This is a genomic window from Actinomycetospora sp. CA-084318 (genome assembly GCF_050955885.1).
In the GTDB taxonomy this organism is placed as follows: Bacteria; Actinomycetota; Actinomycetes; order Mycobacteriales; family Pseudonocardiaceae; genus Actinomycetospora.
In genome coordinates this window covers 566,235-592,599 of record NZ_CP192098.1, presented here as the reverse complement: position 1 = coordinate 592,599, position 26,365 = coordinate 566,235, and the positions used below count along the sequence as shown (strand labels likewise).

The following is a 26,365-nucleotide window of genomic DNA, read 5'->3' as shown; positions in this document are numbered from 1 at the left end:
GCCTCCACCCCGGGGTCGACGTGCCGGACGCGGCCGCCGCGCAGGGTGGTCATCCATGAGCACCACGGCGACCGACAACCCGCCCACCCCGACGACCACCCCGTCGTCCGGCTCCGACGTCCGGCGGAGCCTGGGCGGTCTGCTCCTCGACGTCGGACTGCCGCTGGGCACCTACTACGGCCTGCACGCGCTCGGGGTCGGCGACACCACCGCACTGCTGGCGGCGACCGTCGCCGCGGGCGCCCGGATCGCGGCGGTGGCCGTCCGGGCCCGCCGGATCAGCGCGTTCGCCGCGGTGATGCTCGGCGTGTACGGCGTCGGGCTGGCCGCCTCCTTCGTCACCGGCGATCCGAAGCTGATGCTGCTCAAGGACTCCGTCGGGACCGCCGTCGTGGGTCTCGCCTTCCTGGCCAGCCTGCTGGTCGGGCGACCGCTGCTCCTCGCCGCCATGGAGAGCACGGGGACCGCCCGGGCCGTCGACCTGCGGCGCCGCTACGAGCAGGAGCCGGCCGTGCGCCGGACCGTGCGGGGCATGACCGCGATGTGGGGTGTCGGGCTGCTGGCCGAGGCCGCGCTGCGGGTGCCGCTGGTCCTCGCGCTGCCGGTCAGCGTCGGCGTCGCCGCGTCGCAGCTGCTCACCCTGGTCGTCATCGTCGTCCTGGCCCTCGCCGGAGGGCTCTGGATCCGGGCCGCGCGTCGCCGCTCCTAGCACGTCGGCGCCGGGTCCGGCAGGGCTGGACGGATCCGGACATACGGGTCACTGTGATCAGGACCACCACGTGCCGTCCCGGGAGTCGTGCAGTGACCCAGACCAGAACGCCGTTCGTCGGACAGAGCCTGCCCCGCCGGGAGGACGAGGCCCTCCTGACCGGTCGGGGGACCTGGACCGACGACATCACGCCACCGGGCACCGTGCACCTCGCGATCGTCCGCAGCCCGGTGGCCCACGCGCGGATCACCGGGATCGACACCACGGCCGCGCGCGAGCACCCGGGCGTCGTCGCGGTCCTCACCGGCGAGGACGTCGCGGGCGAGTTCGTGGCCGGCATCCCGACGGGTTGGCCGGTCACCGAGGACATCCTGGTCCCCGAGCACATGCCGCTGGCCCGCGGCGAGGCCAACCACGTCGGGGACGGCGTCGCGGTGGTCGTGGCGACGAGTCCGACGGCGGCCCGCGACGCGACCGAGCTGGTGGTCGTCGACTACGACGAGCTGCCCGCCGTCGTGGACGTGGAGGCCGCGCTGGAGCCCGGCGCCCCGCTGGTCCACGAGCAGTTCGGCACCAACCACTGCTACACCTGGCCGCTGGCCGTCGGGGACGTCGACGCGGCGTTCGCGGAGGCCGACGTCGTCGTCGAGGGCCGCTACGTGCAGCAGCGGGTGCTGCCGAGCCCCATGGAGCCCCGCGCGGTGGTCGTCACGCCCGACGCGTACGGCGGCGGCTTCACCGTCCACACCGCGACCCAGGTGCCGCACTTCGTCCGCGACATCCTCGCGGCGATCTGCGGGGTGTCCGACACGAAGCTGCGGGTGGTCGCCCCGGACGTCGGCGGCGGGTTCGGCGCGAAGCTCAACGTCTACGCCGAGGAGGCGCTGGCCCTCGTCCTCGCGCGGCGGCTGCGCAGGCCGGTGAAGTGGACCGAGACGCGGTCCGAGCACCACGTCGCGACCACCCACGGGCGCGGTCAGGTCCAGTACATGACCGTGGGTGCGACGAAGGACGGCCGCATCCTCGGCATGCGGATCCGGCTGGTCGCCGACATGGGCGCGTACCTGCAGCTGCTCACGCCGGGCATCGCGGTGTTCGGGGCCTTCACCTACTGCGGGCTCTACGACTTCGGCGCCTACGACTTCGAGTGCCGCGGGGTGTTCACCAACCTCACCCCGACCGACGCCTACCGCGGCGCCGGCCGCTCGGAGGCGGCCTACGCCCACGAGCGCATCCTCGACGACCTCGCCCGCGCGGTCGAGATGGACCCGGCCGAGCTGCGGCTGCGCAACCTGCACCCGGCGTTCTCCGAGCCGCGCACCGTGCCGAGCGGGGTGCTCTACGACTCCGGGGACTACGAGCCCTGCATGCGCCGGGCGCTGGAGCTCGTCGACTACGACGCCCTGCGCGCCGAGCAGGCCGAGCGGCGCCGGCGCGGCGACCCCGTCGAGCTCGGCATCGGGATCGGCAACTTCACCGAGTCCGGCGGACTCTCCCCGTCGAAGGTGGCGGCCGGGGTGCGGCTGCAGTCCGGCGGCTGGGAGGCCGCGACGGTGCGCATGACGACCGCCGGGCGGGCCGAGGTGGTCACCGGCACCAGCCCGCACGGCCAGGGCCACGAGACGGCGTGGGCGCAGATCACCGCGGACGCCCTCGGCATCGACCCCGCCGACGTCGAGGTGCTGCACTCGGACACGATGATCGCGCCGTTCGGCCGCGACACCTACGGCTCGCGCAGCCTCGCCGTCGGCGGGACCGCGGTGTTCGGGGCCGCCGAGAAGGTCGTCGCGAAGGCCCGGACGATCGCCGCGCACCTGCTCGAGGCCGCCGAGGAGGACCTCGACTTCACCGACGGCGCGTTCGCGGTCCGGGGCACCGACGCCGCGGTGACGATCCAGGAGGTGGCCGGGGCGGCGTCGCTCGCGGCGAACCTGCCGGAGGGCATGGAGCCGAACCTCACCGCCGACTACCACTTCGACCCGCCGAACTTCACGTGGCCGTTCGGCACGCACGTCTGCGTGGTGGAGGTGGACACCGAGACCGGGTTCACGACGATCCGCCGGTTCGTCGCCGTCGACGACTGCGGGAGGATCGTCAACCCGACGATCGTCGACGGGCAGCTGCACGGCGGCATCGCCCAGGGCATCGCCCAGGCGCTCTACGAGCACGCCACCTACGACGAGGCCGGGCAGCCGACCACGGCGACGATGGCCGACTACGCCATCCCCGCGGCCTCCGACCTGCCCGCCTTCGACCTCGAGCAGCGGGTCACGCCGTCGCCCACCAACCCGATGGGCGTCAAGGGCATCGGTGAGTCGGGCGCCATCGGGTCCTCGCCCGCCGTCGTGAACGCGGTGATCGACGCGGTCGCGGCGCGCGGGGTGACCCACCTCGACATGCCGACGACCCCGCAGCAGGTCTGGCGTGCCCTCGCCGACGCGGCCAAGGTGTCCTGATGGCCGACACGACGGGTGGGCACGAGGGCATCCGGTACGACTTCGGCGGCGACGAGTTCGTCTACGCCGAGGTGTCCACCGCCATGAGCCTGCCCGCGCACTTCACCGCGCTGGCGATCACGCGGCGCCTCGCCCAGGAGGGGATCGCGGGAGTCGAGGAGATCTGCCCGTCGAACGCGTCGTACATGGTGCGGGTCGACCCGGACCGGATCCACCCGCGCGACCTCGTGCGCGAGCTGCAGCGGATCGAGTCGGAGGTCGGGGACAAGGCCTCCGCGGACCCGTCGTTCACCATCGACACCCGCATCGTCGACGTGCCGATCATGCTGAACGACCCGTGGACCCACGAGGTCCTCATGAAGTTCCGCGACCGGCACCAGGACCCGGACGGGACCGACCTCGACTACGGGGCACGGATCAACGGCTACGACACCACCGAGGCGTTCATCGACGCCCTCGCGGGCTCGCCGTACCTCGTCACGATGATGGGGTTCGTGCCCGGGCTGCCCTGGTGCTTCCAGCTCGTGCCGCGCGAGCGCCAGGTCGAGGTGCCGAAGTACATCCGGCCGCGCACCGAGACCCCGGAGCGCGCGTTCGGGTTCGGCGGCGCGTTCGCGGTGATCTACCCGGTGAAGGGGGCGGGCGGCTACCAGCTGTTCGGCTCCGCCCCGGCCCCGATCTTCGACGCCGCCCAGGAGCAGCCGGACTTCGCGGAGAACGACTCGGTCGTGTTCTTCCGCCACGGCGACGTCATCAACTTCCGCCGGGTCGACGAGGCCGGCTACGACGAGGTGCGCGAGCAGGTCGCCGCGAAGCAGTGGCGCTACCGCACCGCGCCGGTGGACTTCTCCCCGAGCCGCTTCCTCGCCGACCCGGACGGCACGAACGCCGCGATGCTGGAGGCCCTGTACCGATGAGCATCCTCGTGCACGACCCCGGACTCGAGACGACGGTGCAGGACACCGGCCGCTTCGGGCACTACGCCATCGGCTTCCCGCCCTCCGGCGCGCTGGACTCGTTCGCCTACCACGTGGGCAACGCCCTGGTGGGCAACGCGCCCGGCGCCGCGGCGCTGGAGGCGGTCTACCTGGGCCCGACCCTGGAGTTCACCGCGGACACCGTGATCGCGGTGACCGGCGCCGACATCCCCGCCACGCTCGACGGCGAGGCGATCCCGCTCTGGGAGTCGGTCGCCGTGTCGAAGGGCCAGACCCTCGCCTTCGGACAGCTCACGGGCGGGGCCCGGCCCTACGTCGCGGTGGCCGGCGGGATCGACGTGCCGGAGGTCTACGGCAGCCGCTCCACCTACACCCTCGTCGGGATGGGCGGGTTCGGCGGCCGCGGCCTCACCGAGGGCGACGAGCTGACCCTCGGCGACGACGCCGTGTCCCCGCGGGCGGGGCGGCGGCTGGCCGACGACGACGTCCCCTCCTACCCGGAGATCGCCGAGCTGCGCCTGCTCGTAGGCCTGCACAGCTACCGGCTCACCCCGGACAGCCTCGAGCGGTTCACCGACACCGCGTGGAAGGTGACGCCCGACGCCAACCGGGTCGGCTACCGCTACCGCGGCGCGGAACTGGAGTTCGTGCCCCGGGAGCAGCCGTTCGGGGCGGGGAGCGACCCGGCCAACGTCACCGACTGCGGCTACCCCGTCGGCTCGGTCCAGGTTCCAGGCGGGGTGGAGCCGATCGTCCTGCTGCAAGACGCGGTCACCGGCGGCGGCTACGCCACCCTCGGCACCGTCGTCTCGGTCGACCGCGACCGCCTCGCCCAGACCAAGACCGGCGACCGCACCCGCTTCGTCGCGGTCGACCTCGACGAGGCCCTGACCATCCGCCGCGACCGGGCCGCCCAGCTCGACCGCATCCGCACCGCCCTCAGCTAGGGAGCACCGCGCATGGGACACACGATCACGGCGAAGACCCCCGGCGTCTTCTACCGCAAGCCCTCCCCCGACGCCGAGCCCTACGTCGCCGATGGGGCCACGGTCGCCGAGGGCGACGTCATCGGGCTGATCGAGGTGATGAAGACCTACCGCGAGGTGAAGGCGGACGCCGCGGGGACGGTCGCGACCTGGCACGTGGACGACGAGGACGAGGTGTCGATCGGGCAGGAGCTGGTGGAGCTCGACACGTGACGGTGCAACGGGTCCTCGTGGCCAACCGTGGCGAGATCGCCCTGCGGGTCGTCCGGGCCTGCCGGGACCTCGGGGTGGCGTCGGTGGCGGTGTACTCCGACGCGGATGCGACGGCCGCCCACGTGCGGCACGCCGACGCCGCCGTGCACATCGGGAAGTCGTCGGCCGCGAAGAGCTACCTGAACGTCGAGGCGCTGCTCGCGGCGGCGGCGGAGTCGGGTGCGGACGCCGTCCACCCCGGCTACGGCTTCCTCTCCGAGAACGCGGCGTTCGCCCGGGCCGTCGCCGAGGCCGGCCTGACGTGGGTCGGGCCGTCCGCCGACGTGATCGAGCGGATGGGCGACAAGGCGACGGCACGCGCGACGGCGGAGGCGGCCGGGGTGCCCGTGGTGCCCGGCAGCGGGGTGGTCGCCTCGGTCGACGAGGCGGTGACGGCGGCCGGCGAGGTCGGCTACCCGGTGCTGGTCAAGGCGTCCGCCGGCGGCGGGGGGCGCGGGATCCGTCCGGCGTCGGACGAGGTGGCGCTGCGGCGCGTCGTGGACGAGGCCCGGCGGGAGGCGGCGTCGGCGTTCGGCTCGGACGCGGTCTACCTGGAGAGGATGCTGCGGGCTCCGAAGCACGTCGAGGTGCAGGTGCTCGCCGACGCCCACGGCGGCGTGATCCACGTCGGCGAGCGGGACTGCTCGCTGCAACGTCGACGGCAGAAGCTGGTGGAGGAGGCGCCCGCCCCCGGGCTCGACCCGGCGTTGCGGGAACGGATGTGCACCGCCGCGGCGGACCTCGCGCGGGAGGTGGGCTACGTCGGGGCCGGGACGGTGGAGTTCCTCGTCGAGGACGGGGAGTTCTTCTTCATCGAGATGAACACCCGCATCCAGGTGGAGCACCCGGTGAGCGAGCTCGTCACCGGCGTGGACCTCGTCGCCGAGCAGCTCCGGGTCGCCGACGGCCGTCCGCTCTCGGTGACCCAGGACGACGTGGTGGTCCGTGGGAGCGCCGTCGAGTTCCGGGTCAACGCGGAGGACCCCGACGACGACTTCCTGCCCACCCCCGGCGAGATCACCGCCCTCGAACTGCCCGGCGGGCCGGGCGTCCGGGTGGATACCGCGCTCGCCGTCGGCGACGTCATCCCGCCGTTCTACGACTCGATGGTCGCGAAGCTCGCGGTGTGGGGCCCGGACCGTGCGACGGCGCTGGCCCGCGCGCGCCGGGCGCTGGCCGAGTACCGCGTCGAGGGGGTGCCGACCACGCTCGGGCTGCACCGGCGCCTCGTCGACGAGCCCGCGCTCGTCGAGGGGACGCACGACATCACCACGCTCGAGCAGCTCCTGGGTTAGACGAGCTGCAGCGCCGGGACGCGCTCGACGCCGAGCTCGTCGAACCGGGCGACGATCGCCGCGCAGATGTCCGGCGAGTTGGGCCGGTCGCCGTGCAGGCAGATGGTGTCGACCTCGACGTCGAGGTGCTTCCCGGAGGTCGAGGTCACGTGCCCCTCCAGCAGGTCCACGGCCTGCTGCGCGACGGCGGCCGGGTCCTTCGCGAGCGGGCGCGGTTCGACGATGATGTGCGCGTCGTCGTCGTACTCGAGGTCGGCGAACCCCTCCCGGGCCACCTTCGCCCCGAGCGAGCGGGCGAGGTCGGCGGTGGGGCCGGCGAGCCAGAAGAGCATCAGGTCCGGGTCGAGGCGCAGGACGGCCTCGGTAATCGCGGTGGTGATCGCGTCGTCGGTCAGCGCCATGCCGTAGAGCGCGCCGTGCGGCTTCACGTGCACCACCTCGGCGCCCTCCACCGCGGCCGTCGCCTGCAGCGCGCCGACCTGGTAGACGACGATCTGCGCGGCCTCGTCAGGCCGCAGGGCCATCCGGCGACGACCGAAGCCGACGAGGTCGGGCAGGCCCGGGTGCGCGCCGATCGCGGTGTTCGTCGCGGCCGCGGTGCGGACCGCCTCGCGCATCGTCACCGGGTCGCTCGCGTGATAGCCGCAGGCGACGTTCACCGAGGTCACGTGCTCCATCAGCGCCGTGTCGTGCCCGAGGGTCCAGAGCCCGAGGCTCTCCCCCGCGTCGGCGTTCAGGTCGATCCGGGTCAGCATGGCGCCTCCTGGGACTGCCGGTCACCGAGCGCCCATCGCACCAGGGCCGCCGCCCCGACGCCAGCCGTCAGTTGATGCAGCCCGGGGCCGCGGCGGTGATCGGCGGCGTGACCGGCGCGGGGGCCGCGACCGCACCCGTCGTCGGGACGGCCGTGGTCTCCTCGAAGGAGGCGTCGTCGTCCCCGGACTCCACCGCGTGCTCCCGCGCGGCGTCGGACCAGCCGATGGGCTGCGGGACCGGCAGCGGCCGGCCGCCGTCGACCGCGATCGAGTCGTCGACGAACTGCCGGACGGTCACCGGGTCGACCTCCACCGCGGTCCCGTCGGAGGGGGTCGCCAGCTCGGCGTCGCCGGTCGGGATGGTGCGGAAGGTGACCGAGCCCGCCGTCAGGCCCTGCAGCTGCCCGGCGAAGGAGAGCACGTCCCAGTTCGCGTCGAGCGTCACCGAGCGGGCGAGCACGCCCGTGAGCCGATCGAGGGCGAACGGGTTGGCGAGCGTCCCGGCCGAGAGCAGCTGCCGGGTCGCGCTGGCGAGGAAGGTCTGCTGGCGGGTGATCCGGTCGAGGTCGCCGCCGGGGAGCCCGTGGCGCTGCCGCACGAAGGCGAGCGCCTCGGCGCCCGACACCTCCTGCGGGCCGGCGGGCAGGCGGAGCCCGGAGTACGGGTCGTCGACCGGGGCCCGCAGGCAGACCGGCACGCCGCCGAGGGCCTGGCTGACGTCGGCGAACCCGGCGAGGTTCACCGAGGCGTAGTGGGTGATCGCCAGCCCGGTGAGGGCCTGGACCGTCGCGATCGTGGTGCGGGCGCCGGCCTCGAGCGCCGCGCGGCGGACGGCCGGGTCGTCGGGCGATGCCGCGCGGGCCGACTCCGGGGCGAAGGGCGAGGTGGCGGCCCCTCCCGCGGCGTTCTCGGTGAGCGACTCGGTGGTGAACGCGACCGCCCGCGAGTACGCCGAGTTGATCTTGTGCTTGCCGTAGCCGTCGGCCAGCTGGACGTAGGAGTCGCGCGGGATCGAGATCGCGGTCGCCCGGCCGCCGCCGGCCGGGATGTGCACCACGGTGATCGAGTCGGCGGTGTCCCCGCCGTCGCCGGTGTCCCCGGCGTGCAGCGCCGCGAGCAGGTCGGGCGGGAGCGGGTTGCCCTGCGGGTCGGTGCGGCTGTCGACGCCGAGCAGCAGGATGTTCTGCTCGGCCGTCGGACCCGTCGGCACCGCCCCCTGGATCACCGAGGCGGAGGCCGTGGATCGATCCAGGAAACGGACCTGGACCCACGCGAACGCGGAGGCGGAGAGCACGGCGAGCGAGACCGCCACGACGAGGGCGCGCACGGCCACGCGCGCACGCCGTCCCGTCGTGGATGTGCTCACCTCGTCATGGTTCCCCCTGCAGGCGTGGTCGTCACCGTGAGATCGGACGGATTCACCGAGGTCGAGACCCGATGGTGACCCGGCCACCCGTCCGGGACCGGTCGACCTCACGGACGCGACACCTGATCGGTCCAGTCGCTCACAGCCGCCCCACAACATCGGCCCAGGAACCGGACATCGCCGACCACGAGGGTCGACACCATGACCACGACGACCCACCTCCGCGCCGCACCCCGGCCCGCACCCCGGTCGGCGCCGGACGCGCGGGCCGGGGCCCGTCACGCGCGCCCGACCCGTGCCCGGTGGCGCGGCCCGGCCGACGCCCCACCGTGGGAGCGGCCGCTGCTCCTGACCCTGCTGCTCGGCACCGCGCTGCTCTACCTGTGGGACCTCGGCGCGACCGGGACCGCGAACGAGTTCTACGCGGCCGCCGTCCAGGCGGGCACGCAGTCCTGGAAGGCCTGGCTGTTCGGATCCCTGGACGCCTCGAACTTCATCACCGTCGACAAGCCCCCGGCCGCGCTCTGGGTCATGGGCCTGTCGGGACGCCTGTTCGGCTTCTCGTCCTGGTCGATGCTGGCACCGCAGGCCCTCATGGGGGTCGCCTCGGTGGCCCTGCTGCGCGGAGCCGTGCGGCGGTGGGCGGGCCCGGGCGCCGGGCTCGCAGCGGGGGCCCTGCTGGCGCTGACGCCCGTCGCGGTGCTGATGTTCCGCTTCAACAACCCCGACGCGCTGCTCGTGCTCTGCATGACCGCCGCCGCGTACGCCGCGGTCCGGGCGATCGACGTCGCCCACCGGCGGGCCGGCCTGTGGTGGACCGCCGCGACCGGCGCCCTGCTCGGACTCGGCTTCCTGACGAAGATGCTGCAGGCCTGGCTGGTCCTGCCCGCCCTGGCCGCGGTGATCGTGCTGGCGGCCGCCGTCTCCTGGCGCCGCCGGCTCGCGATGCTGGCGGTCGGACTCGGCGCGATGCTCGTCTCCACCGGCTGGTACGTGCTGCTGGTCGACCTGTGGCCGACCTCCGAGCGCCCCTACATCGGCGGCTCGACCGACAACTCCTTCCTCGACCTCGTGCTCGGCTACAACGGGCTCGGCCGCATCCTCGGCGGTTCGGGCAACGGCGGCGGGAGCGGCGGTCCGGGTGGCGGCACCGGTGCCGGCAACACCGGCTTCGGCGGCTCGACCGGGATCACGCGGATGTTCAACGAGTCGTTCGGCGGCCAGATCAGCTGGCTGCTGCCGGCCGCGCTGATCGTGCTGGTCGCGGGCCTCGCGCTCACGTGGCGGGCCGGGCGCACCGACCGCACCCGGGCCGGGCTCGTCCTCTGGGGCGGCTGGCTCCTGGTCCACGGCCTGGTGTTCAGCTTCATGAGCGGGACCGTGCACGCGTACTACTCGGTGGCGATGGCCCCGGGCCTCGCCGGGACCCTCGCCGTGGGCGGGACCCTGCTGTGGCGGCGCCGCGAGCTGCCGGCCGCGCGTCTCGCGCTCGTCGCCGCGCTCGCCGCCACCACCGCGTGGAGCGTCGTGCTGCTGCGGCGCACGCCGGAGTTCCTGCCCTGGCTGCGCTGGGTCGTCGCGATCGCCGGGGCCGTCGCGGTCCTCGGTCTGCTCGTCGGCGCGGTGACCCGCCGCGCCTGGGTGCGGCGCGCGCTGCCGGTGCTGCTGGTCGGGGCCGTGCTGGCCGGAGCCGGCGGCTCGGTGGCCTACGCGATGGACACCGCCGCCACGACGCACTCCGGCTCGATCGTCTCGGCCGGCCCGGCGAGCGCCGACGGCGGCACGGGCGGTGGTCCCGGGGGCGGTTCCGGCGGCCAGGGTGGTCAGCCGCCCTCGGGCCAGCGTCCCGACGGCGGATCGGGTCAGCCGGGCGGAGCGGCTCAGGGCGGTGGGACGGGTGCCCCCGGAGGCACGACCACGTCCGCCGAGCTGACGACGCTGCTGCGCGACGCCGGCACCACCTGGTCGGCCGCCGTGGTCGGCTCGCAGAGCGCGGCCTCGCTGGAGCTCTCCACCGGCACCGCCGTCATGGCGATCGGCGGCTGGAGCGGCTCCGACGCGGCGCCGACGCTCGCGCAGTTCCAGGCCATGGTCGCGGCGGACGAGGTGCACTACCTGCTCGCCTCCGGCGACGGCGGCGGGATGGGCGGCGGGTCGGGCGGCCAGGGCGGCTCCGACTCGGTCGGCAGCCAGATCACGACCTGGGTCTCCGAGCACTACACGGCGACGACCGTCGGCGGCCAGACCGTGTACGACCTCACCGCCCCGATCGCGGGCTGACCTCCTCGTCCTCCTCGTCCGCCGGCCCGGCTACCACGGTGGCCGGGCCGGCGTCGTCGTCGTCCACGGGGTCCACGGGGTCCACGGCGTCCATGGCGTCCATCGGGTGGGCGAGCTCGTCCGGCCCGAGCCGTCCGACCAGCAGCGCGACCGCCCCGATCAGCACCGGGGCGAGGCCCGCGACGAGGAACACCGGCGTCAGGCCGACCGCCCCGCTCAGCGGCCCGGCCAGGGCCATCGACACCGGCATGAACGCCAGCGACACGAAGAAGTCGAGGCTGGAGACCCGCCCGAGCAGCGCCCGCGGCACCCGTCGTTGGAGCAACGTCCCCCACACCACCTGCGGGGCGTTGAACAGCACCCCGACCACGAGCGCGGCCGCCGCCATCGGCGCCAGGGACGTGGCCAGCCCGAACACGGCCATCGGCACGCAGCCGACCGCCCACATCGAGATCATCGCGGTCAGGTAGCGCCGCGGCAGGCGCAGCGACCCGGCCAGGAACGACCCGAGGAACCCGCCGAGCCCGAACATCGCGAGGACGAGCGCATGCTCGGTCGGCCCGCCGCCCGCCCGGTCCTTGACCGCGAAGGGGACGAGCACCTCCATGGGGCCGAGCACCACGAGGATCATCGCCGAGGCGAAGAGCAGGGTCACGAGCAGCCAGCGGGTGCGCCGCATGTAGCGGAAGCCCTCGCGCAGGTCGGCGAGCGGGGAGCCGGCCGATCCGGCCCCGTCGGCGCCGGCTGCCGCCGGAGCGGCGCGCGGCAGGCCGAGCGCGCACCCGAGGGCCGCGACCGCGGCCGCGGCGACCACCGCCATCGCCGGCCCGGGACCCGCCGCGGCGACGACGACGCCCGCGAGGGCGGGACCGCCGGCGTTGAGCAGGGCCGGCCGCAGCATGCCCTCCAGCCCGTTCACCGCCTGCAGCTCGTCGGCCGGGACCAGGTGCGGCACCAGCGCCGAGTAGGCCGGGAACATCAGGCCACCGGCGACGCCGATCAGGAGGGCCGCGACGGTCAGGGCGGCGTACCCGAGCAGCCCGGCCAGGGACAGCACCGCCACCGCACCGACCGCCCCGACCTGCAGGAGCGCCACGAGCACCAGGACCCGGCGCTGCGGCACCCGGTCCGCCAGGACCCCGCCCGGCAGGGCCGTCGCGAGGACGCCGACGGCCAGGGCCCCGCTGATCAGCGAGAGCTGCGCCGGACCGCCGCCCAGCTCCACGACCTGCCACACCAGCGCCACGACCCACAGACCCTCGGCGAGGACCGAGAAGGCGAGATTGCCCGCCAGCCACCGGTACGCCGGGTGCCGCAACGGCCGGATCGCTCGCATGCCGCGCACGGTAGAGCCACCCCCCGACAGAGACGATCGGCCGAGGTTAGGACGATCGGGACGTCCCACGCGCGGTGTTTCCGGCGGGCCCCCGCACGCCTAGCGTCGGGTCGTGCCCCGTGCGATGTCGTTCGGCCGCCGTGCCGCGGACTACGACCGTTACCGCCCCGCCCCGCACCCGGAGGCCCTCGACCGCGTCCTGCCCGACCGGGCCGGGACGGTCGTCGACCTCGCCGCGGGCACCGGTCTGGTCACCCGCGCGCTCCTCGCCCGACCGGCCCCACCCGCCGTCGTGATCGCGATCGAACCCGACGCCCGGATGCTCGCGCGGGTCGACGGCGCCCGGCGGGCGCAGGGCACCGCGGAGCACCTGCCGCTGCGGGACTCGGCCGTCGACGCCGTGCTCGCCTCGTCGGCCTGGCACTGGTTCGACGCCGAGGCCGCCACCGCCGAGATCGCCCGCGTGCTGCGTCCCGGCGGCACGCTCGGACTGCTGTGGAGCCGGGCGGACCCGACCGTCGACTGGGTCGACGAGGTCCGCACGATCGGGCGCGCGGCGACCGACGGGGCGGCCCGGCTCTCCCGCCGCGGCTTCGCGTTCGCGCTGCCGGCGGGGTACGGCTTCGTCGACGACACCCCGACCGCGGTCCACGTGCGCTGGACCCGGACGATGACCCGCGACGAGATCGCCGGGATGGTCTGCACCTACAGCGGGGTGCTCGAGCTCGACGCCGACGCGCAGCAGGAGGTGTTCGACGCCGCCCGGGCCCGGCTCGACGAGCTGGTGCCCGGGCCGGACCCCGTCGAGGTGCCGTTCGAGACCGTCGCCCGGCGGTGGACGCTCGGAGATGGCTCCGCCGTGTGAGCGCGCCGCACCTACGCGGGGCGGGGCATCCTCGGCCGGCGGGCGGCGAGGGCACGGTGCGGCATCCGGGCCGGGACGGGGGTGCGGCCGGGGACGGCACCCGGGCGAGCTGCCCGGCCGGCCGGCACGGGGCCGCGCATCGCGGGGGTCACCGGCAGCGGCCGACCGCCGAGCACGGCGGCCAGGACCCCGAGGACGTCGGAGGCCGAGGCGTAGTCGGCCTCGGGCACCCGGCCGAGCAGTTCGCGGGTCACCGTGTCGCAGCCGTAGAGGTCGCCCGCGGTGAGGATCTGCCAGCGACGCGCCGGGAACGGCAGCTCGCGCAGGATCGGCATGAGCCGCTCCGCGAGGGCGGACGGGGAGCACTCGCGCAGCGGGAGACCGGGGACGACCACCGGCTCGGGGCGTGGGGTGCTGGGCATCGGGTGCTCCTTCTGGTCCGCGGCGCCGTGCCGCTGCCCCTCCGAGGTGCCCGGTCGTCATGTTCCATAACCCTCGTTCTGCGCCAGACGAGTGTCGAACGTTCCGCGGACCGGAATCACCCGACGACGACCACGGTGGCGTGCGGCGCGACGACCGTCCCCGACGCGACGGCCCCGCCCGCCACGACGTCCCGTCCGACGACCCCGGCGGGCACCACCTCCGGCGCGTCGCCGAGCGCCGTCACCGACACGGCGGTGCGTCCCCCGGTGAGGACCCGCCGCAGCATCAGCCGGTCGCCGTCCCAGGTCACGGTGGGGGCGGACCAGGCCGGGTCCTGGTCGATCCCGACGAGGTCGCGGTCGCCGAGCAGCGCGATCGTCGCCGGATCGGCGCGGGCCGCCGCCGCGAGGTCGGTGCCGGCCAGCAGCGGCGCGCCGAGCATCGACCAGACCGCCAGCTGCGTGGCCTGCTCGGTCGGGGTGAGGCCGGGGTTGCCCACCTCCAGCATGTCCGGGTCGTTCCCCCGCGCCCAGGGGACGGCGGTCGTCAGGCGCACGATGTCCGCGACGCTGTCCCAGTCGTCGGCGACGTCGTGGGTGGTGCGCCAGACCTGCGCGATCCCGGGCGCCCAGCGCCACGGCGCCGAGTTCCCCTTGTCGCAGACCGCGAACACGATCGGCCGCCCGGTGACCCGCAGCGCGGTCGCCATCGCGGTGTAGCGCGCGACGGCGTCCGTGCCCGCGGTGAAGCAGTCGTCCTCCTTGACGTAGTCGACGCCCCAGGCGGCGAACGAGGCGGCGTCCGCGGTCTCGTGCCCGAGCGAGGCGGGGAAACCCCGGGGATCGCAGGTCATCGTCCCCGCGCTCGTGTAGAGGCCCAGCCGGAGGCCGCGGGCGTGGACGTAGTCGGCGAGGGCGGCGATGCCGTGCGGGAAGCGGACCGGGTCGGCCACGAGGCGGCCGGCCACGCGCTGCGGAGCCGCCCAGCAGTCGTCGAGGTCGACGTAGCGGTACCCCACGTCCCGCAGCCCCGTGGACACCAGGGCGTCGGCCTGCGCGTGCACCCAGGCCTCGTCGAACGCGTCGGTGCAGCCGGTCGCGTTCCAGTCGTTCACGCCCATCGGCGGCGTCGGGAGCGACACGGCCGCGAGTGGCACGGAGGGAGCGTCGGCCGCGGCCCCGAGCACGAGGAGCGCGGCGAGGAGCACGAGGAGGGACCGCATCGGCCGCGAGCCTGCTCGGCGCAGCTGCGTGCACCATCGGTTACCCATGAGTAGGTTCTCGGACATGAGCGCCGTGCTGTCCTCCTGGAACCGACTCTCCGGCTCGCTGCCCGGGCGGCTGCTCGTCAGCGGCGCGGTGTGGCTGCGGGCTCCGTACTTCCTGACGGCGGCCCCGGTCATCCGCGAGCTCGACGGGAAGCACAGCCGGGTGCGGATGGCGAAGTGGTGGCTGGTGCACAACCACCTCGGCACCGTGCACGCCATCGCCTCCTGCAACCTCGCCGAGTACGCGATGGGCGTGCTGGCCGAGGCCGCCGTGCCGCCGGGCCACCGCTGGATCCCGATCGGCATGGACGTCCGCTACCTCGCCACCGCGAAGAGCTCCGTCACCGCCGACGCGCAGTGGGCGACGCCGCCGACCTTCGGACCGGACAAGGAGGACGTGACCGTCGAGGTCGCCATCCGCGACGACCGCGGCACCGAGGCCGTGCACGCCTCGATCCACCTCCGCGTCTCCCCGCGTCCGCCCCGGTAGGGGAGCCCGCCGGGCCGTCCACCGACCGGCCTCGACGAACGAACGGCACGCTCGCGCGCATAGATGCTGCGAAAGTGCCCGTCGTGCGGAAGGGGGTGTGCCACGATCGGCGGGACCATGACCGCCCCGCCCGAGTCCCCCGGCCGCCGCGGCGCGACGACGGGTCAGGTCGCCGCGGCGCGCTTCTCCGCCCGCCGGCTCACCTCGGCGCTCGTCCGGCGCGACCCGGCGCCGGTGGTCGACCCGCTGCGCTCGCACTCCCGCGCCACGATCGCCGGGGCGCTGCTCGCCGCGCTGGGCCTCGGGGCGGCGGCCATGGTCGGGGCGGTCCACCGCCCGGCCGACTGGCGCACCTCGGCGATCGTGGTGGCCGAGCGGTCCGGGGCACTGGCCGTGGTCACCCGGGCCGACCCGCCCGCCCTCGTCGGCGTCCCGAACCTGGCCTCCGCGCGGCTGGCGGCGGCGGCCGTCGCGGGGGCGCCGGTCCCCGCCGACCCGGTGGAGATCGACGACGACGTGCTCGCCGCCGCGCCGCGGGCCCGGCCGGTGGGGATCGTGGACGCCCCGGTGCTCCCGCCGCCCGACCTCCCGGGGCCCGCGGTCTGGTCGGTCTGCGACACCACCGACCCCGTCCCCGACGCGTCCCGCCCCCGCACCACCACCACGGTGCTCGCCGGCTCCGGCCCGCCGGGACGTCCGCTCGCGCCGGCCGAGGGCCTCGTCGTGGTGGACCGGGCCGGCCAGACCTGGCTCGTCCTCGGCGGCACGCGGGCCCGGCTCGACGTCACCCGACCCGCCGTCGTGGAGGCCCTCGGCCTCGGCGGGCTGCTCCCGCGGCCCGCGAGCAGCGGGTTCCTGACCGCGCTGCCGGAGGCGCCGCCGATCACGCCGCCGGTGATCCCGCGCCGGGGCGCCCCGGTGCCGGTCGACCTCGCGGGCGAACGGGCGGGCGGCGTCGTGCGGCTCGTCGGCGCCGGCAGCGCCGACACCTACCTGCTGGTGCTCACCGACGGCGTCGAGGTGGTGCCCGAGCTCCTCGCCCGCCTCATCCGGCTCGACGACCCCGCGCTCGCCGGGGTCCCGATCCCCACCGTCTCGCCCGCCCAGGTGGCGAACACCCCGATCTCCCGGGCGATCGACGTCACCGCCTACCCGGACCCGGCGCCCGTGCCCCTGCCGCCGGACCGCGCCCCGACCGCGTGCGCCGACCGCAGCGCCGGGACCGGCGCGGGCGTGACCGTGGTGGCGGACCCGCTGCCGCCGGGCGTCGCGCTGCGCCAGGCCGACGGGTCGGGCGACCGCGCCGACCGGGCGGTGCTCCCCGGCACCGGGGTCGCCGTGCGCGGGGAGGAGGGGGCGCTCGTCGTCGTCGCCGCGACCGGCTCGGTCCACGGCGTGCCCGACGCGCCCACCGCGGAGGCCCTCGGGCTGGGCCGGACCGTCACGGCGGCCCCGCAGGCGGTCATCGGGCTCCTGCCGACGGGGGCGCCGCTCTCGGTCGAGGCCGCCACGCGACCGCTGGGCTGATCAGTCGCCCGCGGCGAGCGCCTGTCGCGGCGCGGCCGGGGGCACCGCGTCGTCGGTCGTGGTCGGCGGCTGCGACCGGGGCGACTCGGTGGTGGTCACCGGGGGCGCCGGCGTCGTCGTGACGACGGGCGGGGCGGGCGGCGGGACCGGCGCCACCGTCGTCGGGACCGGCGTGGTGGTGCGGACGCGCGCCCGCGTGGTGGTCACGCGCACCCGGGTCGACTCCACCCGCTCGGGCGCCTCGGTGGTGGTCGGCACGACGACGGCGGGCGCCGGGGGCGGCGGGACCGTGCTCGGCACGCTCGGCAGCGGCGTGGCCCGGGCCCCGGCCACCAGGGTGTAGGCCAGCGCCGACCCGGCGACGAGCACCGCGGCCAGGGCGACCCCGACCGCCACGAGCAGACCGCGGCGGCGCCCCGCGGCGGGGGACGGCCCGGTCGGCGGCCCGACCGCAGGTCCGGTCGGGGCACCGGCCGCGGCGAACGGCCCCGAGGCGTGCGCGGCCGGCCCGGCGGCGAGCGGCACCGCGCCCGTCGGGGCGGCCATCAGCGCGGGGGACAGCACCGTCTCGGCGTCGAGACCGATCTCCCGCGACACCGTCCGCATCGCCGCGAGCACCTCGTCGGCCTCGGGGCGGGCGGCCGGCTCGTCCGCGGTCATCGCGACGAGCAGGGTGCGCAGCGAGTCGGGCAGCTGCGTGGGCACGGCGGGCCGGCGGTGCAGGCGGGCGACCGCCGCCTCGAGCGCGTTGCCCGGGTACTCCCGCCGCCCGGTCAGGCACTCGATCAGCACCAGGCCGAGGGCGTAGACGTCGACCGCCGGCGTCACCGACTCGCCCCGCACCTGCTCCGGGCTCAGGTACGACGCCGTGCCGATCACCATCCCGGCCGCCGTCACCGGGGCGGCGTCCCGGACGGCGGCGATGCCGAAGTCGGAGAGGTGGGCGCGGCCCTCGGCGTCGAGCAGCACGTTGCCGGGCTTGACGTCACGGTGCACCACCCCGCGGCGGTGCACGTAGCCGAGCGCGTCGGCGAGCGCCGCGCCGAGCGCGACGACGTCGCCGAGCGGCAGCGGCCCGCGACGGATCCGCTGGGCGAGGGTGTCCCCCTCGATCAGCTGCATGACGAAGTAGGCCCGACCGCGGTCGTCGCCGACGTCGTAGACCGTCACCAGGCCGGGGTGCGAGAGCGCGGCGAGCGTGAGCACCTCGCGGCGGTTCCGGGCGTCGGACCCCTCCTCGAGGTCCCCCACGAGCTCGGCGGGCGGCGCCGAGGGGCGCGGCCCGGAGCCGCCGTCCCCGCGGCCGTAGCGCGCGGACCCGTCGTCGGGACCGGGGGCGTCGGGAGCGGGGGCCTCGGGACCGGGGGCCTCGCCGGCCTCGGCGTTGGCCGCCGCGACCACCTCGCCGCCCGTGCCGAACATCTTGATCGCGACGTCGCGGCCCAGCAGCTCGTCGCGGGCGCGGTAGACGTCTGCGGCGCCGCCGCGACCGATGAGGTCGCCGACGGTGTAGCGGCCGCCCACGACGGTGGGTGGCCCGGCCTCGGTCGTGCTCACCGCGCCACCCCCTGTCGTCTCCGCGGGGCCATCATCCCCCGACACCCGGCCCGCTGTCCGCGTCACGCACGGACCGGACCGGGGTTCATCCCTGGTCAACGACGACGTCGGGTCCTGGACGCGCGCCGTTACGCCACCGTGAGCAGGGGTGTCCGGATCGTGATGGACCGGACGCCGGCGCTGCCCCGACCGCCCGGTCGGGGTCAGCGGACGGGCGTGTCGACCGCCGGGTGGTCGAGGGCCGCGAGCACCGGCGGGAGCGCGCCGGGGTGCACGATGTCGAGCGAGCGGGTGGCGCGGGTGAGCGCCACGTAGAGGTCGTTGAGCCCACGCGGCGACTCGGTGATCATGCCCTCCGGGTCGACGAGCACGACGGCGTCGAACTCCAGCCCCTTGGCGTCGGACACCGTGGACACCACGACGGCCACCTCGAGGTCGGACCCGCCGCGCTCGTCGTCGTCGGCCGCCGCGGGCTCGGCGAGCAGGCCGTCGGCGACCAGCCGCGCCCGCAGCGCCTCGACCCGGCCCTCCGGGGCGAGCACCGCGACCCGGCCGTTGCCCTCGGCGTCGACGACCTCGTCGGCGGCGGCCCGGGCGGTGGTGGCCACCTGGTGGTCCAGCGCGTCGGGGTCGGTGGCCACCGCGCGGGGCGCCACCCCGGACTCCCGGACCGACTCGGGCGGCTTCTGCCCGGGGTCGATGACGGCGAGCACGTCGGCGGCCACCGCCGCGATCTCGGCCGGCGTGCGGTAGTTGACGGTCAGCGACTCGCGGCGCCAGCGGGCGGCCACGTAGGGCGAGAGCACGGCGTGCCACGAGGAGGCACCGTCGCGGGCCCCGGTCTGGGCGACGTCGCCGACGAGCGTCATCGACCGGCTCGGGCACCGGCGCATGAGGACCCGCCACGCCATCGGCGAGAGCTCCTGCGCCTCGTCGACGATGACGTGCCCGAAGGTCCACGTGCGGTCCTCGGCGGCCCGCTCGGCGGCGCTGGCGTAGGACGACTCGCGGCTGCGGTCGGCGAGCACGGAGGCGTCGACGACGTCGGTGGGGCGCAGCAGCTCCGGGTCCCAGTCCTCCTCCATCGCGAGGATCTCCAGCACGCCGGCGGCGTAGGCCTCGTCGGCCTCGCGCTTGCGTTCCGCCCGCTCGCGCTCGGCGGTGTCGTCCTCGCCGAGCAGCTCGGCCGCCTCGTCGAGCAGCACCGCGTCGGCCGGGGTCCACCACTGCGGGTCCAGCGGGTGGCGCGGGCCCGACCCGCGGCGCAGCAGCGCACGGTCGGCCTCGGACCAGCCGCGGGTGGCGGCGGAGATCCGCTTCGGGTCGGTGAAGAGGTCCGCGAGCAGCTGGGGCGGGGTCAGCGTCGGCCAGAAGGCGTCGAGCGCGGCCATGAGGTCGGGGTCGTCGCGCATCGCCTGGCGGATGTCGGCGAGGTCGCCCCGGTCGAGCAGGCGACGGTCGGAGTCCGGCACCTCGGGGTGCGAGCCCTGGCTGCTGATCCGGTCGCGCTCGCGCCGCGCGAGCAGGTCCACGGCCTCGCGCAGGAAGGTGCGCTTCGCGTCGTTGTGCGGGCGGCGGGTGCGGCGCGCCCGCGTCCGGGCCTGTGCCACGAGGTCGCGGTCGATCTCCACCGGCTCGCCGTCGACGACGAGCCGGACGGGCCGACGCGGCAGTTCCTGGCGGTCCCGGACGGCGGCGGCGAGGACCTTCGCCATGTCGAGGTCGCCCTTGCGGGCCGACCGCTCGGGCGCCTCGTGCCCCTGCGCGGCGAGGCCGGGGTAGAGCTCGCCGACGGTCTGCAGGAGCACCGACGTCTCGCCGAGGGAGGGCAGGACCTGCTCGATGTAGCGCAGGAAGGTCGGGTTCGGTCCGACGACGAGGACGCCGCGCTTCGCGAGCTGCCGGCGGTGGGTGTAGAGCAGGTACGCGGCGCGGTGCAGGGCGACGGCCGTCTTCCCGGTACCCGGCCCGCCCTCGACCACGAGGACGCCGTTGACCCCGGACCGGATGATGCGGTCCTGCTCGGCCTGGATGGTGGCGACGATGTCGCCCATCCGGCCGGTGCGACCCGCCGTCAGCGCCGCGAGCAGGGTCGCCTCGCCGGTCAGGCCCTGCCGCTGGGTTCCCGACGACGCGGCCGCCGCGGCCTCGGCGAGGTCGAGGATCTCGTCGTCGACCGCGAGCACCCGGCGGCTGCGGGTGCGCAGGTGGCGTCGGCGGCGGATGCCGTCCGGGTTCGCCGCCGTCGCGGTGTAGTACGGCCGCGCGACGGGGGCGCGCCAGTCGATGAGCAGCGGCTCGTAGTCGTGGTCCTCGTCGAGGAGCCCGAGCCGGCCGATGTAGACCGTCTCCTGGTCGAAGCCGGGCGTCTCCGGGTCCGCGTCGCCGGTCAGCGCGTCCGGCTCGACGTCCAGCCGCCCGAAGCAGAGCCCTTCCTCGACCGCGGAGAGCGTCGCCAGCTGCTCGGAGTACATCGCGGCGGCGGCGTCCCGCTCGGAGACGGCCTGCGGGGTGCCGGTGGTCTCGTCGCGCAGCACCCGGGCGAGCAGTCCGGCGGTCTCCGTGCGGCGCGCGTCGAGCCGTCCGTAGAGCATCGTCACGTACGGCTGCTCGGCGGCGACCGGATCCCCGACGGGCTCGATCTCCGGCACTGCGGGGGAGGCGGGGTGGGACAAGGACGACCTTCGTTCGCGCTCGTGCGTGCCTGCTCCTGTGAGGGCTCTCCAGCGTAACCGCACCGCGTGCGGCCCCGGTTCCCGTTCCCGACGAGGCCCCGGCCGGGTGCGCCGGGTCAGCCCCCGACGTGCTGGCGGGCCACCCCGTCGTCGCCGACGACCCGCGCCACGCGGCCCTGCGCGGCGAGCACCTCGAGGTGCGCGTCGGTCTCGAGGATCGCCAGCACCTTGTGGAACCCCTCCAGGTCGTCGAGCTTGCTCTGCCGCCGCGTCCAGGTCATGGCGCGGGCGACCTCGGCCGCCGTCGCGTCCCCGGCGACGACGTGCCGCTCGATCTCGGCGAGCCGAGCGTCGTGATGGTCGAGCAGCTCGTCGATGCGCGCGTGGACGCTGGGGGCCACCGGGCCGTGCGCCGGCAGCAGCCGGCGGTCGGGGCGCTCGCGCAGCCGCGCGAGCGAGGTGAGGAAGCGCTGCAGGGCCCCGGGGCGGGCGTCGGGCTCGAAGCCGATCGAGGGCGTGATGTGCGGCAGCACGTGGTCGCCGGCGAACAGCAGCGGCTCGGCGTCGCCCGTGCCGTCGGCCTCGAAGACCAGGTGGCCGCGGGTGTGGCCGGGAGTCTCGAGCGCGGTGAGGGTGCGCCCCCCGACCACGACGCGTTCCCCGTCGTCGAGCCAGCGGTCGGGCAGCGCGTAGTCGGCCATCTCCTCGTCGGTCGGCGCCGGGATCGTCCCGTCGATCTCGTCCGCGAGGGCGGGCGCCCCGGCGACCCGCAACCCCGCGAGCTGGGCGGCCATCGGGGCGGGCCGGCCGGCCATCAGCTCCAGCGAGTCCCGCTCGCCCGCCCCGAGCACGACCTCGGCGCCGGTCTCGCGGCGCAGCGCGACCGCCTGGGTGTAGTGATCGCGGTGCATGTGCGTGACGAGGAAGCGCCCGATGTCCCCCACGGCGGCCCCCGAGCCGGTGAGGGCCCCGTCGAGCACGTCGCGGGCGGTCGTCAGGGTCCACCCGCCGTCGACCAGGGTCAGCCGGGAGTCCTCGGCGAGCACGTAGACGTTGACCGCGCGCAGGGCGTCGAACGGCAGCGGGAGCGGGACGCGCAGGACGCCGGGGGCCACCTGCTCCGGCTCGGGTCGGCTCCAGGCGTGGCGGTCGGGGGCGTCGCTCATCCGATCAGGATGCCGCGCCCGCCCCCTCGCGCTCGTCGGCCGGGGTCGTGACCTCCGCCGCTCTCCCGCCCTCGGCCGCGTCGGCGGCCTCCTCGGCCCGCCGGGTGGCCGCCGCGCCGAAGAAGTCGCCGCCCTTGGGCGCCGTGGCGTCGGTGCCCCAGCGGCGGCGCCGGTCGGCCGGGACCATCCGCGGGATGTGCTTGCGGCAGTGGATGTAGGCCTCCTCGACCTCCACCACCACCCACAGGTCGGCCCGCCGCCCCGGGACCGGGTCCGAGGTGAGGTCGGGGTACTCCTCGCGGAGCTCGGCGTCCTCGACGACGCGGGCGGTGCCGTTGACGTGCAGCCCGATGAGGTCCTCGACGAAGTCGACCATCATGAGCCCGACGTGCGGGTTCTCCGCGATGTTGCCCAGGCTCGCCATCACCCCGTTGCCGCGGTACTCGGGGTAGGCGACGTGCCGGTCGTCGAGCACCTCCACGAAGCCCTCGGGCCCCGCCCGCAACGACGAGTCGCACTCGCCGTGGGCGTCGGAGGTCGCGATGAAGACCATGCTCATGCGGTGGACGAAGTCGACCATGCTCGGGAGCAGCCGGTCCCGCACCTGGTCGCCGTAGAAGCGCTCGGCGCGCGCGGTGGTGCCGAGCCGTTCCTGCAGCCGGTGCTCACCACGCGATCCGGGGAGCAGGTCGCGCGGGTCGAAGGCAGCGTCGGTCATGGTCCTCGTCTCGCGTCGGGGGTCGCGCGGGGCCTCGGCAGACGATGGTACGGACGCCGACGATCGGGTCCAGAGGGGTCGACGCCCTGGTCGGAGGCCGATCGGAGCAACTTGACGGTGAGGTGCGTCACTGTTCGGTCGCCCCCTCCGCCGTGACCTGCGCGTCTCGCGTCCGCGACCGGGCCGTGAGCAGGAAGAACGTGACCGATTCGTGATCCGGGCCTCGCGCGGGACGCCCGCGCCCGCGCGACGGGACCGCCGGGACTTCCCTACGGTGGGACCCGATCGTCACCCGACGCGGTGGCGGTCCCGGACTCGACGCGCCCGCCTGTCCCGGCGAGCCCGGCCCCCCGAACCGGTGCGGGACAGGCGGACACGCCACGGCGGACGTCGTGGCACCGGCTCGCTCCCCCTTTCCGGCCGGGTCCCGTGCGCCACGACCGAGGACCGACCCATGGCTCGACATCGCTCCGGGTCCCAGACCCCCCGCACGGGGTCCTGGCCCGCGGCGCTGGACGCCCCGGCGACCGGACCCCGCCCCTACGGCGGTGGTCGGCACCGCGGCGACCCGGCGACGACCCCGCTCGACCTCGCCGCGATCGCCCGGGCCGCCGCCGAGGCGCGCGGCGAGGGCCCGGCGGCCGACGACCCGCCTCGTCCGGACGGCCCGCGCACCGGAGCCCTCCCGGTCCCGCCCGCGCCGCGCAGCGGCCGGGCCCACGGCGCCCCGCGCGCCCGCGCCCTGACCCCGACCCGTGCGGCGGGCGCCCTCGCCCTGTTCGGGGCCCTCGCCGGGGCCAGCGTGGCCGCGGCGAGCACCGGGCCGGCCTTCCTCGCCGACCCGCCGGCGGACACGGGCGAGCTCGCCCGCCCGGACACGCTCGCCGTCGCCCCCGCCGGGGTCTCGGAGGCGGTCGCCCCGCAGGTCGTCCCGCACACCACCGCGCCGGCCCCGACCACCACCACCGCGGCACCCACCACCACCGCGGCGCCCGCCCGGCGCGACGACGGCGGCCGGACGCTCTGGTCGGCGGACTTCCGCGAGGCGGGCCTGAAGAACTTCAAGTCGACGCCGTGGAACAACCAGGGGGCGAAGTCGCCGACCCTCGCCGGCGGCCTGCTCAACTTCCTCATGCCCGGCGGCGGGAAGCGCTCGGAGGTCGAGCCGGACTTCAAGAGCCTGTCCGAGGGCGACGAGTACTACTTCGGCTTCTCGGTCCGCCTCGCGCCGGACTTCCCGGTGAACACCTCCGACTGGCAGGTGATCACCCAGTTCAAGAACGACGGCACCGGGACGCCGCCGCTCGAGCTCAAGGTCCAGGACGGGAAGTTCCTGATCGACGGCGACGGCGGCGGGTTCTCCCGCGAGGTCGGACCGGCGACGCCCGGCCAGTGGACCCACATCGTGCTCAAGGTGAAGTTCTCGTCCTCGGACGGGACCGTCAGCGCGTGGCAGGACGGCGTCCAGCGCTTCGCCGACTTCGCCCCGCCGTCGGGGACCCTCTACGAGGGCAAGGACAGCTACGTGAAGACCGGCATCTACCGCGACAGCTCGATCGGTCAGGCCGGCAAGCTCTCGTTCGGCAGCTGGGCGATCGGGACGAGCCTCGGGTCGGTCAGCAAGGACCTCCCGGGCGGCACGGACTGAGCCGCCCGCCCGCGAACGACGACGGGCCCGGTCACCTCGTGCGAGGTGACCGGGCCCGTCGTCGTACGAGCGGGTGGACTCAGCCGAGGGCCGAGACCAGCGCCTCCTTCTGGCGGGCACCGAGGCCGGCGACGCGCCGGTCCTCGGGGATGCCGGCCTGCTCCAGGATCGCGGCGGCCTTGGCGGGGCCGTAGCCCGGCAGGGCGCGCACGAGCTGCGACACCTTGGTCTTGCCCGCGATCGGGTCCTCCTTGCCGCGGTCCAGCACGGCCGGGATGGTCTCGTCACCGCTCTTGATCCCGGCGAGCAGGGCCGAGCGGGCCTGACGGGCCTCGCGGGACTTCGCCTGGGCGGCCTCGCGCTGCTCGGGGGTCAACGTGGGGAGTGGCATGGTCTCCCTCTCTCCTCACCTGCACAGGTTCGTGGTCTCGGTGCGACCGGGCTCCGGACGGGCCGGTCGGTCCCATCGTGACCGGGCGACGTGCTGCTCCCCGGTCGCGACACACCATCGCGCACCGCAGTTCGGTGGCCGACGGCGGGGGCAGGTGTCGGGTCCCACCGTCGTGACGGTGGCCGGACCGTACACGGCACCGGTTCTCCACCACGGGCTGACCTGCTGTTATCGCTCACCGTGACAATTACTACGCTGAATGAGTGACAGATGTCCGGACCGCTTGGCAATCTGCTCCACGAAGAGTGACGGTACTCCCGTACCCGGCACCGACCGGAACCACCGCCGGACCCGCCGGCCGACCAGGGAGATCGCCATGACCCAGCACCTCGACCGCCCCGTCACCCCGATGATCGACGCCTCCGTGGACGCCGACGTCACCACTCCCGCGGGTGGCACACCCGGGGTCCAGAACCCCGGGTGGCCGCCGCCCACGGCGGGATCCACGCCGGGGTACGCGCCGGGCTACGCGGCCCCGGCCGGGACCGTCCCCGGCGGCGTGCCGGCCCCCGAGGCCCCGCTGAACACCCTGTCCTGGCTCTCCGTGGTCGCCGCGTTCGTCGTCTCGCCCGTCGCGATCGTGCTCGGTGCGATCTCGCGGCGCCAGATCGCCCGCACCGGGGAGCGGGGCCGCGGTCTCGCCACCACCGGCATCGCGCTCGGCATCGTGTTCACCCTGATGGGGATCGTCTCCACCATCATGGTGCTCTCGATGGTGACCACGGTGACCTACACGTCGGGCCCGGCCCCGGCTCCCGCGCCGGTGCCCGCCGTGAGCGCCCCGGCCGCGACCGACCCCGGCACCGCCGGGACCACCGGCACCGGCACCGGCACCGGGCAGGCCGACCTGCTCAGCGCCTACCTGGACCTGATCGCCGCCAACCAGACGCTGACCGCGAACTTCGAGGCGCACGACGAGATCGGCGAGCTCAAGGCCGACCTCGCCGAGTACCGCGCCGCGGTGCAGACGTTCCGCGACACGGTGGCGGCGGCGGACCTGCCCGCCGAGCAGCGGGCGAAGGTCGACGCCCAGCTGATCCCGGCCGTCGACAAGGTGCTCGCCGACCTCGACGCCATGGGCCGGGCCACGACGCAGAGCTCGATGCAGACGGCCGCGTCGGCCTTCGACACCGACAACCCGGCCATGGCCGAGGTGGCGTCGACCGTGATCAGCGGCTGAGCCCGCAGGGGGGAGATGACCGGCC

The 26,365-nt window shown here is 75.5% G+C and carries 22 protein-coding genes; 12 read left to right on the top strand and 10 right to left on the bottom strand.

Features of this window, described 5'->3' with window-relative positions; genetic code table 11:
* Positions 1-55 precede the first annotated feature (55 nt).
* The 6 genes from ACQPYX_RS02890 to ACQPYX_RS02865 all read left to right on the top strand — a co-directional run bounded on the left by ACQPYX_RS02890 (position 56) and on the right by ACQPYX_RS02865 (position 6,636).
* Positions 56-709 carry a VC0807 family protein gene (locus ACQPYX_RS02890; RefSeq protein WP_433801401.1) on the top strand — a complete coding sequence of 218 codons (654 nt, stop codon included), beginning with the start codon at positions 56-58 and terminating at the stop codon, positions 707-709.
* Between the two features lie 92 nt (positions 710-801).
* The gene (locus ACQPYX_RS02885; RefSeq protein ID WP_433801400.1) at positions 802-3,165 is read left to right on the top strand and encodes a xanthine dehydrogenase family protein molybdopterin-binding subunit; all 2,364 of its coding nucleotides are present in this window, start codon (positions 802-804) and stop codon (positions 3,163-3,165) included.
* Entirely contained in the window at positions 3,165-4,082 is a 918-nt protein-coding gene (locus ACQPYX_RS02880; RefSeq protein WP_433801399.1) for a 5-oxoprolinase subunit B family protein, read from the top strand. Before ACQPYX_RS02885 ends, ACQPYX_RS02880 begins: the two co-directional genes overlap by 1 nt.
* Positions 4,079-5,050: a biotin-dependent carboxyltransferase family protein gene (locus tag ACQPYX_RS02875; protein WP_433801398.1), complete on the top strand. Its 972-nt coding sequence runs from the start codon at positions 4,079-4,081 to the stop codon at positions 5,048-5,050. Before ACQPYX_RS02880 ends, ACQPYX_RS02875 begins: the two co-directional genes overlap by 4 nt.
* A gap of 12 nt (positions 5,051-5,062) precedes the next feature.
* Positions 5,063-5,302, top strand: coding sequence for an acetyl-CoA carboxylase (locus ACQPYX_RS02870; protein ID WP_433801397.1), 240 nt, complete (start codon positions 5,063-5,065; stop codon positions 5,300-5,302).
* Positions 5,299-6,636 (top strand): acetyl-CoA carboxylase biotin carboxylase subunit, encoded by a 1,338-nt coding sequence (locus ACQPYX_RS02865; RefSeq protein WP_433801396.1) that lies wholly within the window; start codon positions 5,299-5,301, stop codon positions 6,634-6,636. The genes ACQPYX_RS02870 and ACQPYX_RS02865 overlap by 4 nt, the downstream gene beginning before the upstream one ends.
* On the opposite strand, the gene ACQPYX_RS02860 is transcribed toward ACQPYX_RS02865, so the two are convergent.
* Positions 6,633-7,391: a LamB/YcsF family protein gene (locus tag ACQPYX_RS02860; protein WP_433801395.1), complete on the bottom strand. Its 759-nt coding sequence runs from the start codon at positions 7,389-7,391 to the stop codon at positions 6,633-6,635. The genes ACQPYX_RS02865 and ACQPYX_RS02860 overlap by 4 nt on opposite strands.
* A 67-nt stretch (positions 7,392-7,458) precedes the next feature.
* Positions 7,459-8,757 carry an LCP family protein gene (locus ACQPYX_RS02855; protein ID WP_433801394.1) on the bottom strand — a complete coding sequence of 433 codons (1,299 nt, stop codon included), beginning with the start codon at positions 8,755-8,757 and terminating at the stop codon, positions 7,459-7,461.
* A gap of 201 nt (positions 8,758-8,958) precedes the next feature.
* On the opposite strand from ACQPYX_RS02855, the gene ACQPYX_RS02850 reads away from it, so the two are divergent.
* A complete protein-coding gene (locus tag ACQPYX_RS02850) occupies positions 8,959-11,037 on the top strand; it encodes an ArnT family glycosyltransferase (protein WP_433801393.1) in 2,079 nt (692 codons plus the stop codon).
* On the opposite strand, the gene ACQPYX_RS02845 is transcribed toward ACQPYX_RS02850, so the two are convergent.
* Complete coding sequence (locus ACQPYX_RS02845) at positions 11,015-12,373, bottom strand: MFS transporter (protein WP_433801392.1); 1,359 nt, start codon at positions 12,371-12,373, stop codon at positions 11,015-11,017. The genes ACQPYX_RS02850 and ACQPYX_RS02845 overlap by 23 nt on opposite strands.
* A gap of 112 nt (positions 12,374-12,485) precedes the next feature.
* On the opposite strand from ACQPYX_RS02845, the gene ACQPYX_RS02840 reads away from it, so the two are divergent.
* Complete coding sequence (locus ACQPYX_RS02840) at positions 12,486-13,238, top strand: class I SAM-dependent methyltransferase (RefSeq protein WP_433801391.1); 753 nt, start codon at positions 12,486-12,488, stop codon at positions 13,236-13,238.
* 11 nt (positions 13,239-13,249) lie between these two features.
* Here the strand turns inward: ACQPYX_RS02840 and ACQPYX_RS02835 are convergent, their stop codons facing one another.
* Positions 13,250-13,660 carry a hypothetical protein gene (locus ACQPYX_RS02835; RefSeq protein ID WP_433801390.1) on the bottom strand — a complete coding sequence of 137 codons (411 nt, stop codon included), beginning with the start codon at positions 13,658-13,660 and terminating at the stop codon, positions 13,250-13,252.
* Between the two features lie 116 nt (positions 13,661-13,776).
* The gene (locus tag ACQPYX_RS02830; protein WP_433801389.1) at positions 13,777-14,883 is read right to left on the bottom strand and encodes a glycoside hydrolase family 27 protein; all 1,107 of its coding nucleotides are present in this window, start codon (positions 14,881-14,883) and stop codon (positions 13,777-13,779) included.
* A gap of 64 nt (positions 14,884-14,947) precedes the next feature.
* On the opposite strand from ACQPYX_RS02830, the gene ACQPYX_RS02825 reads away from it, so the two are divergent.
* Positions 14,948-15,418 (top strand): hotdog fold domain-containing protein, encoded by a 471-nt coding sequence (locus ACQPYX_RS02825; RefSeq protein ID WP_433801388.1) that lies wholly within the window; start codon positions 14,948-14,950, stop codon positions 15,416-15,418.
* Between the two features lie 117 nt (positions 15,419-15,535).
* Entirely contained in the window at positions 15,536-16,945 is a 1,410-nt protein-coding gene (gene eccB, locus ACQPYX_RS02820) for a type VII secretion protein EccB (protein ID WP_433801387.1), read from the top strand.
* Here the strand turns inward: eccB and ACQPYX_RS02815 are convergent, their stop codons facing one another.
* The 4 genes from ACQPYX_RS02815 to ACQPYX_RS02800 all read right to left on the bottom strand — a co-directional run bounded on the left by ACQPYX_RS02815 (position 16,946) and on the right by ACQPYX_RS02800 (position 23,061).
* A complete protein-coding gene (locus ACQPYX_RS02815) occupies positions 16,946-18,502 on the bottom strand; it encodes a serine/threonine-protein kinase (RefSeq protein ID WP_433801386.1) in 1,557 nt (518 codons plus the stop codon). It abuts the gene before it with no gap.
* A 203-nt stretch (positions 18,503-18,705) separates the two neighbouring features.
* The gene (locus ACQPYX_RS02810; RefSeq protein ID WP_433801385.1) at positions 18,706-21,177 is read right to left on the bottom strand and encodes a HelD family protein; all 2,472 of its coding nucleotides are present in this window, start codon (positions 21,175-21,177) and stop codon (positions 18,706-18,708) included.
* Positions 21,178-21,293: 116 nt separating this feature from the next.
* Positions 21,294-22,343 carry an MBL fold metallo-hydrolase gene (locus tag ACQPYX_RS02805; RefSeq protein ID WP_433801384.1) on the bottom strand — a complete coding sequence of 350 codons (1,050 nt, stop codon included), beginning with the start codon at positions 22,341-22,343 and terminating at the stop codon, positions 21,294-21,296.
* A gap of 4 nt (positions 22,344-22,347) precedes the next feature.
* A complete protein-coding gene (locus ACQPYX_RS02800) occupies positions 22,348-23,061 on the bottom strand; it encodes a pyridoxamine 5'-phosphate oxidase family protein (RefSeq protein WP_433801383.1) in 714 nt (237 codons plus the stop codon).
* A gap of 454 nt (positions 23,062-23,515) precedes the next feature.
* Here ACQPYX_RS02800 and ACQPYX_RS02795 point away from each other — a divergent pair, with 454 nt between their 5' ends.
* Positions 23,516-24,709, top strand: a complete 1,194-nt coding sequence (locus ACQPYX_RS02795) for a heparin lyase I family protein (protein WP_433801382.1) — start codon at positions 23,516-23,518, stop codon at positions 24,707-24,709.
* Positions 24,710-24,788: 79 nt separating this feature from the next.
* On the opposite strand, the gene mihF is transcribed toward ACQPYX_RS02795, so the two are convergent.
* Complete coding sequence (gene mihF, locus ACQPYX_RS02790; protein WP_433801381.1) at positions 24,789-25,100, bottom strand: integration host factor, actinobacterial type; 312 nt, start codon at positions 25,098-25,100, stop codon at positions 24,789-24,791.
* Between the two features lie 376 nt (positions 25,101-25,476).
* Between mihF and ACQPYX_RS02785 the strand changes: the two genes are divergently transcribed.
* Positions 25,477-26,340 carry a DUF4190 domain-containing protein gene (locus ACQPYX_RS02785; protein WP_433801380.1) on the top strand — a complete coding sequence of 288 codons (864 nt, stop codon included), beginning with the start codon at positions 25,477-25,479 and terminating at the stop codon, positions 26,338-26,340.
* Positions 26,341-26,365: the final 25 nt, after the last annotated feature.

Bases quoted from the DNA above. Each gene is read 5' to 3' on its own strand.
- ACQPYX_RS02890 (WP_433801401.1), top strand. From the start codon at position 56: ATGAGCACCACGGCGACCGACAACCCGCCCACCCCGACGACCACCCCG.
- ACQPYX_RS02880 (WP_433801399.1), top strand. From the start codon at position 3,165: ATGGCCGACACGACGGGTGGGCACGAGGGCATCCGGTACGACTTCGGC.
- ACQPYX_RS02875 (WP_433801398.1), top strand. From the start codon at position 4,079: ATGAGCATCCTCGTGCACGACCCCGGACTCGAGACGACGGTGCAGGAC.
- ACQPYX_RS02870 (WP_433801397.1), top strand. From the start codon at position 5,063: ATGGGACACACGATCACGGCGAAGACCCCCGGCGTCTTCTACCGCAAG.
- ACQPYX_RS02860 (WP_433801395.1), bottom strand. From the start codon at position 7,391: ATGCTGACCCGGATCGACCTGAACGCCGACGCGGGGGAGAGCCTCGGG.
- ACQPYX_RS02850 (WP_433801393.1), top strand. From the start codon at position 8,959: ATGACCACGACGACCCACCTCCGCGCCGCACCCCGGCCCGCACCCCGG.
- ACQPYX_RS02845 (WP_433801392.1), bottom strand. From the start codon at position 12,373: ATGCGAGCGATCCGGCCGTTGCGGCACCCGGCGTACCGGTGGCTGGCG.
- ACQPYX_RS02835 (WP_433801390.1), bottom strand. From the start codon at position 13,660: ATGCCCAGCACCCCACGCCCCGAGCCGGTGGTCGTCCCCGGTCTCCCG.
- ACQPYX_RS02830 (WP_433801389.1), bottom strand. From the start codon at position 14,883: ATGCGGTCCCTCCTCGTGCTCCTCGCCGCGCTCCTCGTGCTCGGGGCC.
- ACQPYX_RS02825 (WP_433801388.1), top strand. From the start codon at position 14,948: ATGAGCGCCGTGCTGTCCTCCTGGAACCGACTCTCCGGCTCGCTGCCC.
- eccB (WP_433801387.1), top strand. From the start codon at position 15,536: ATGACCGCCCCGCCCGAGTCCCCCGGCCGCCGCGGCGCGACGACGGGT.
- ACQPYX_RS02805 (WP_433801384.1), bottom strand. From the start codon at position 22,343: ATGAGCGACGCCCCCGACCGCCACGCCTGGAGCCGACCCGAGCCGGAG.
- ACQPYX_RS02800 (WP_433801383.1), bottom strand. From the start codon at position 23,061: ATGACCGACGCTGCCTTCGACCCGCGCGACCTGCTCCCCGGATCGCGT.
- ACQPYX_RS02795 (WP_433801382.1), top strand. From the start codon at position 23,516: ATGGCTCGACATCGCTCCGGGTCCCAGACCCCCCGCACGGGGTCCTGG.
- mihF (WP_433801381.1), bottom strand. From the start codon at position 25,100: ATGCCACTCCCCACGTTGACCCCCGAGCAGCGCGAGGCCGCCCAGGCG.
- ACQPYX_RS02785 (WP_433801380.1), top strand. From the start codon at position 25,477: ATGACCCAGCACCTCGACCGCCCCGTCACCCCGATGATCGACGCCTCC.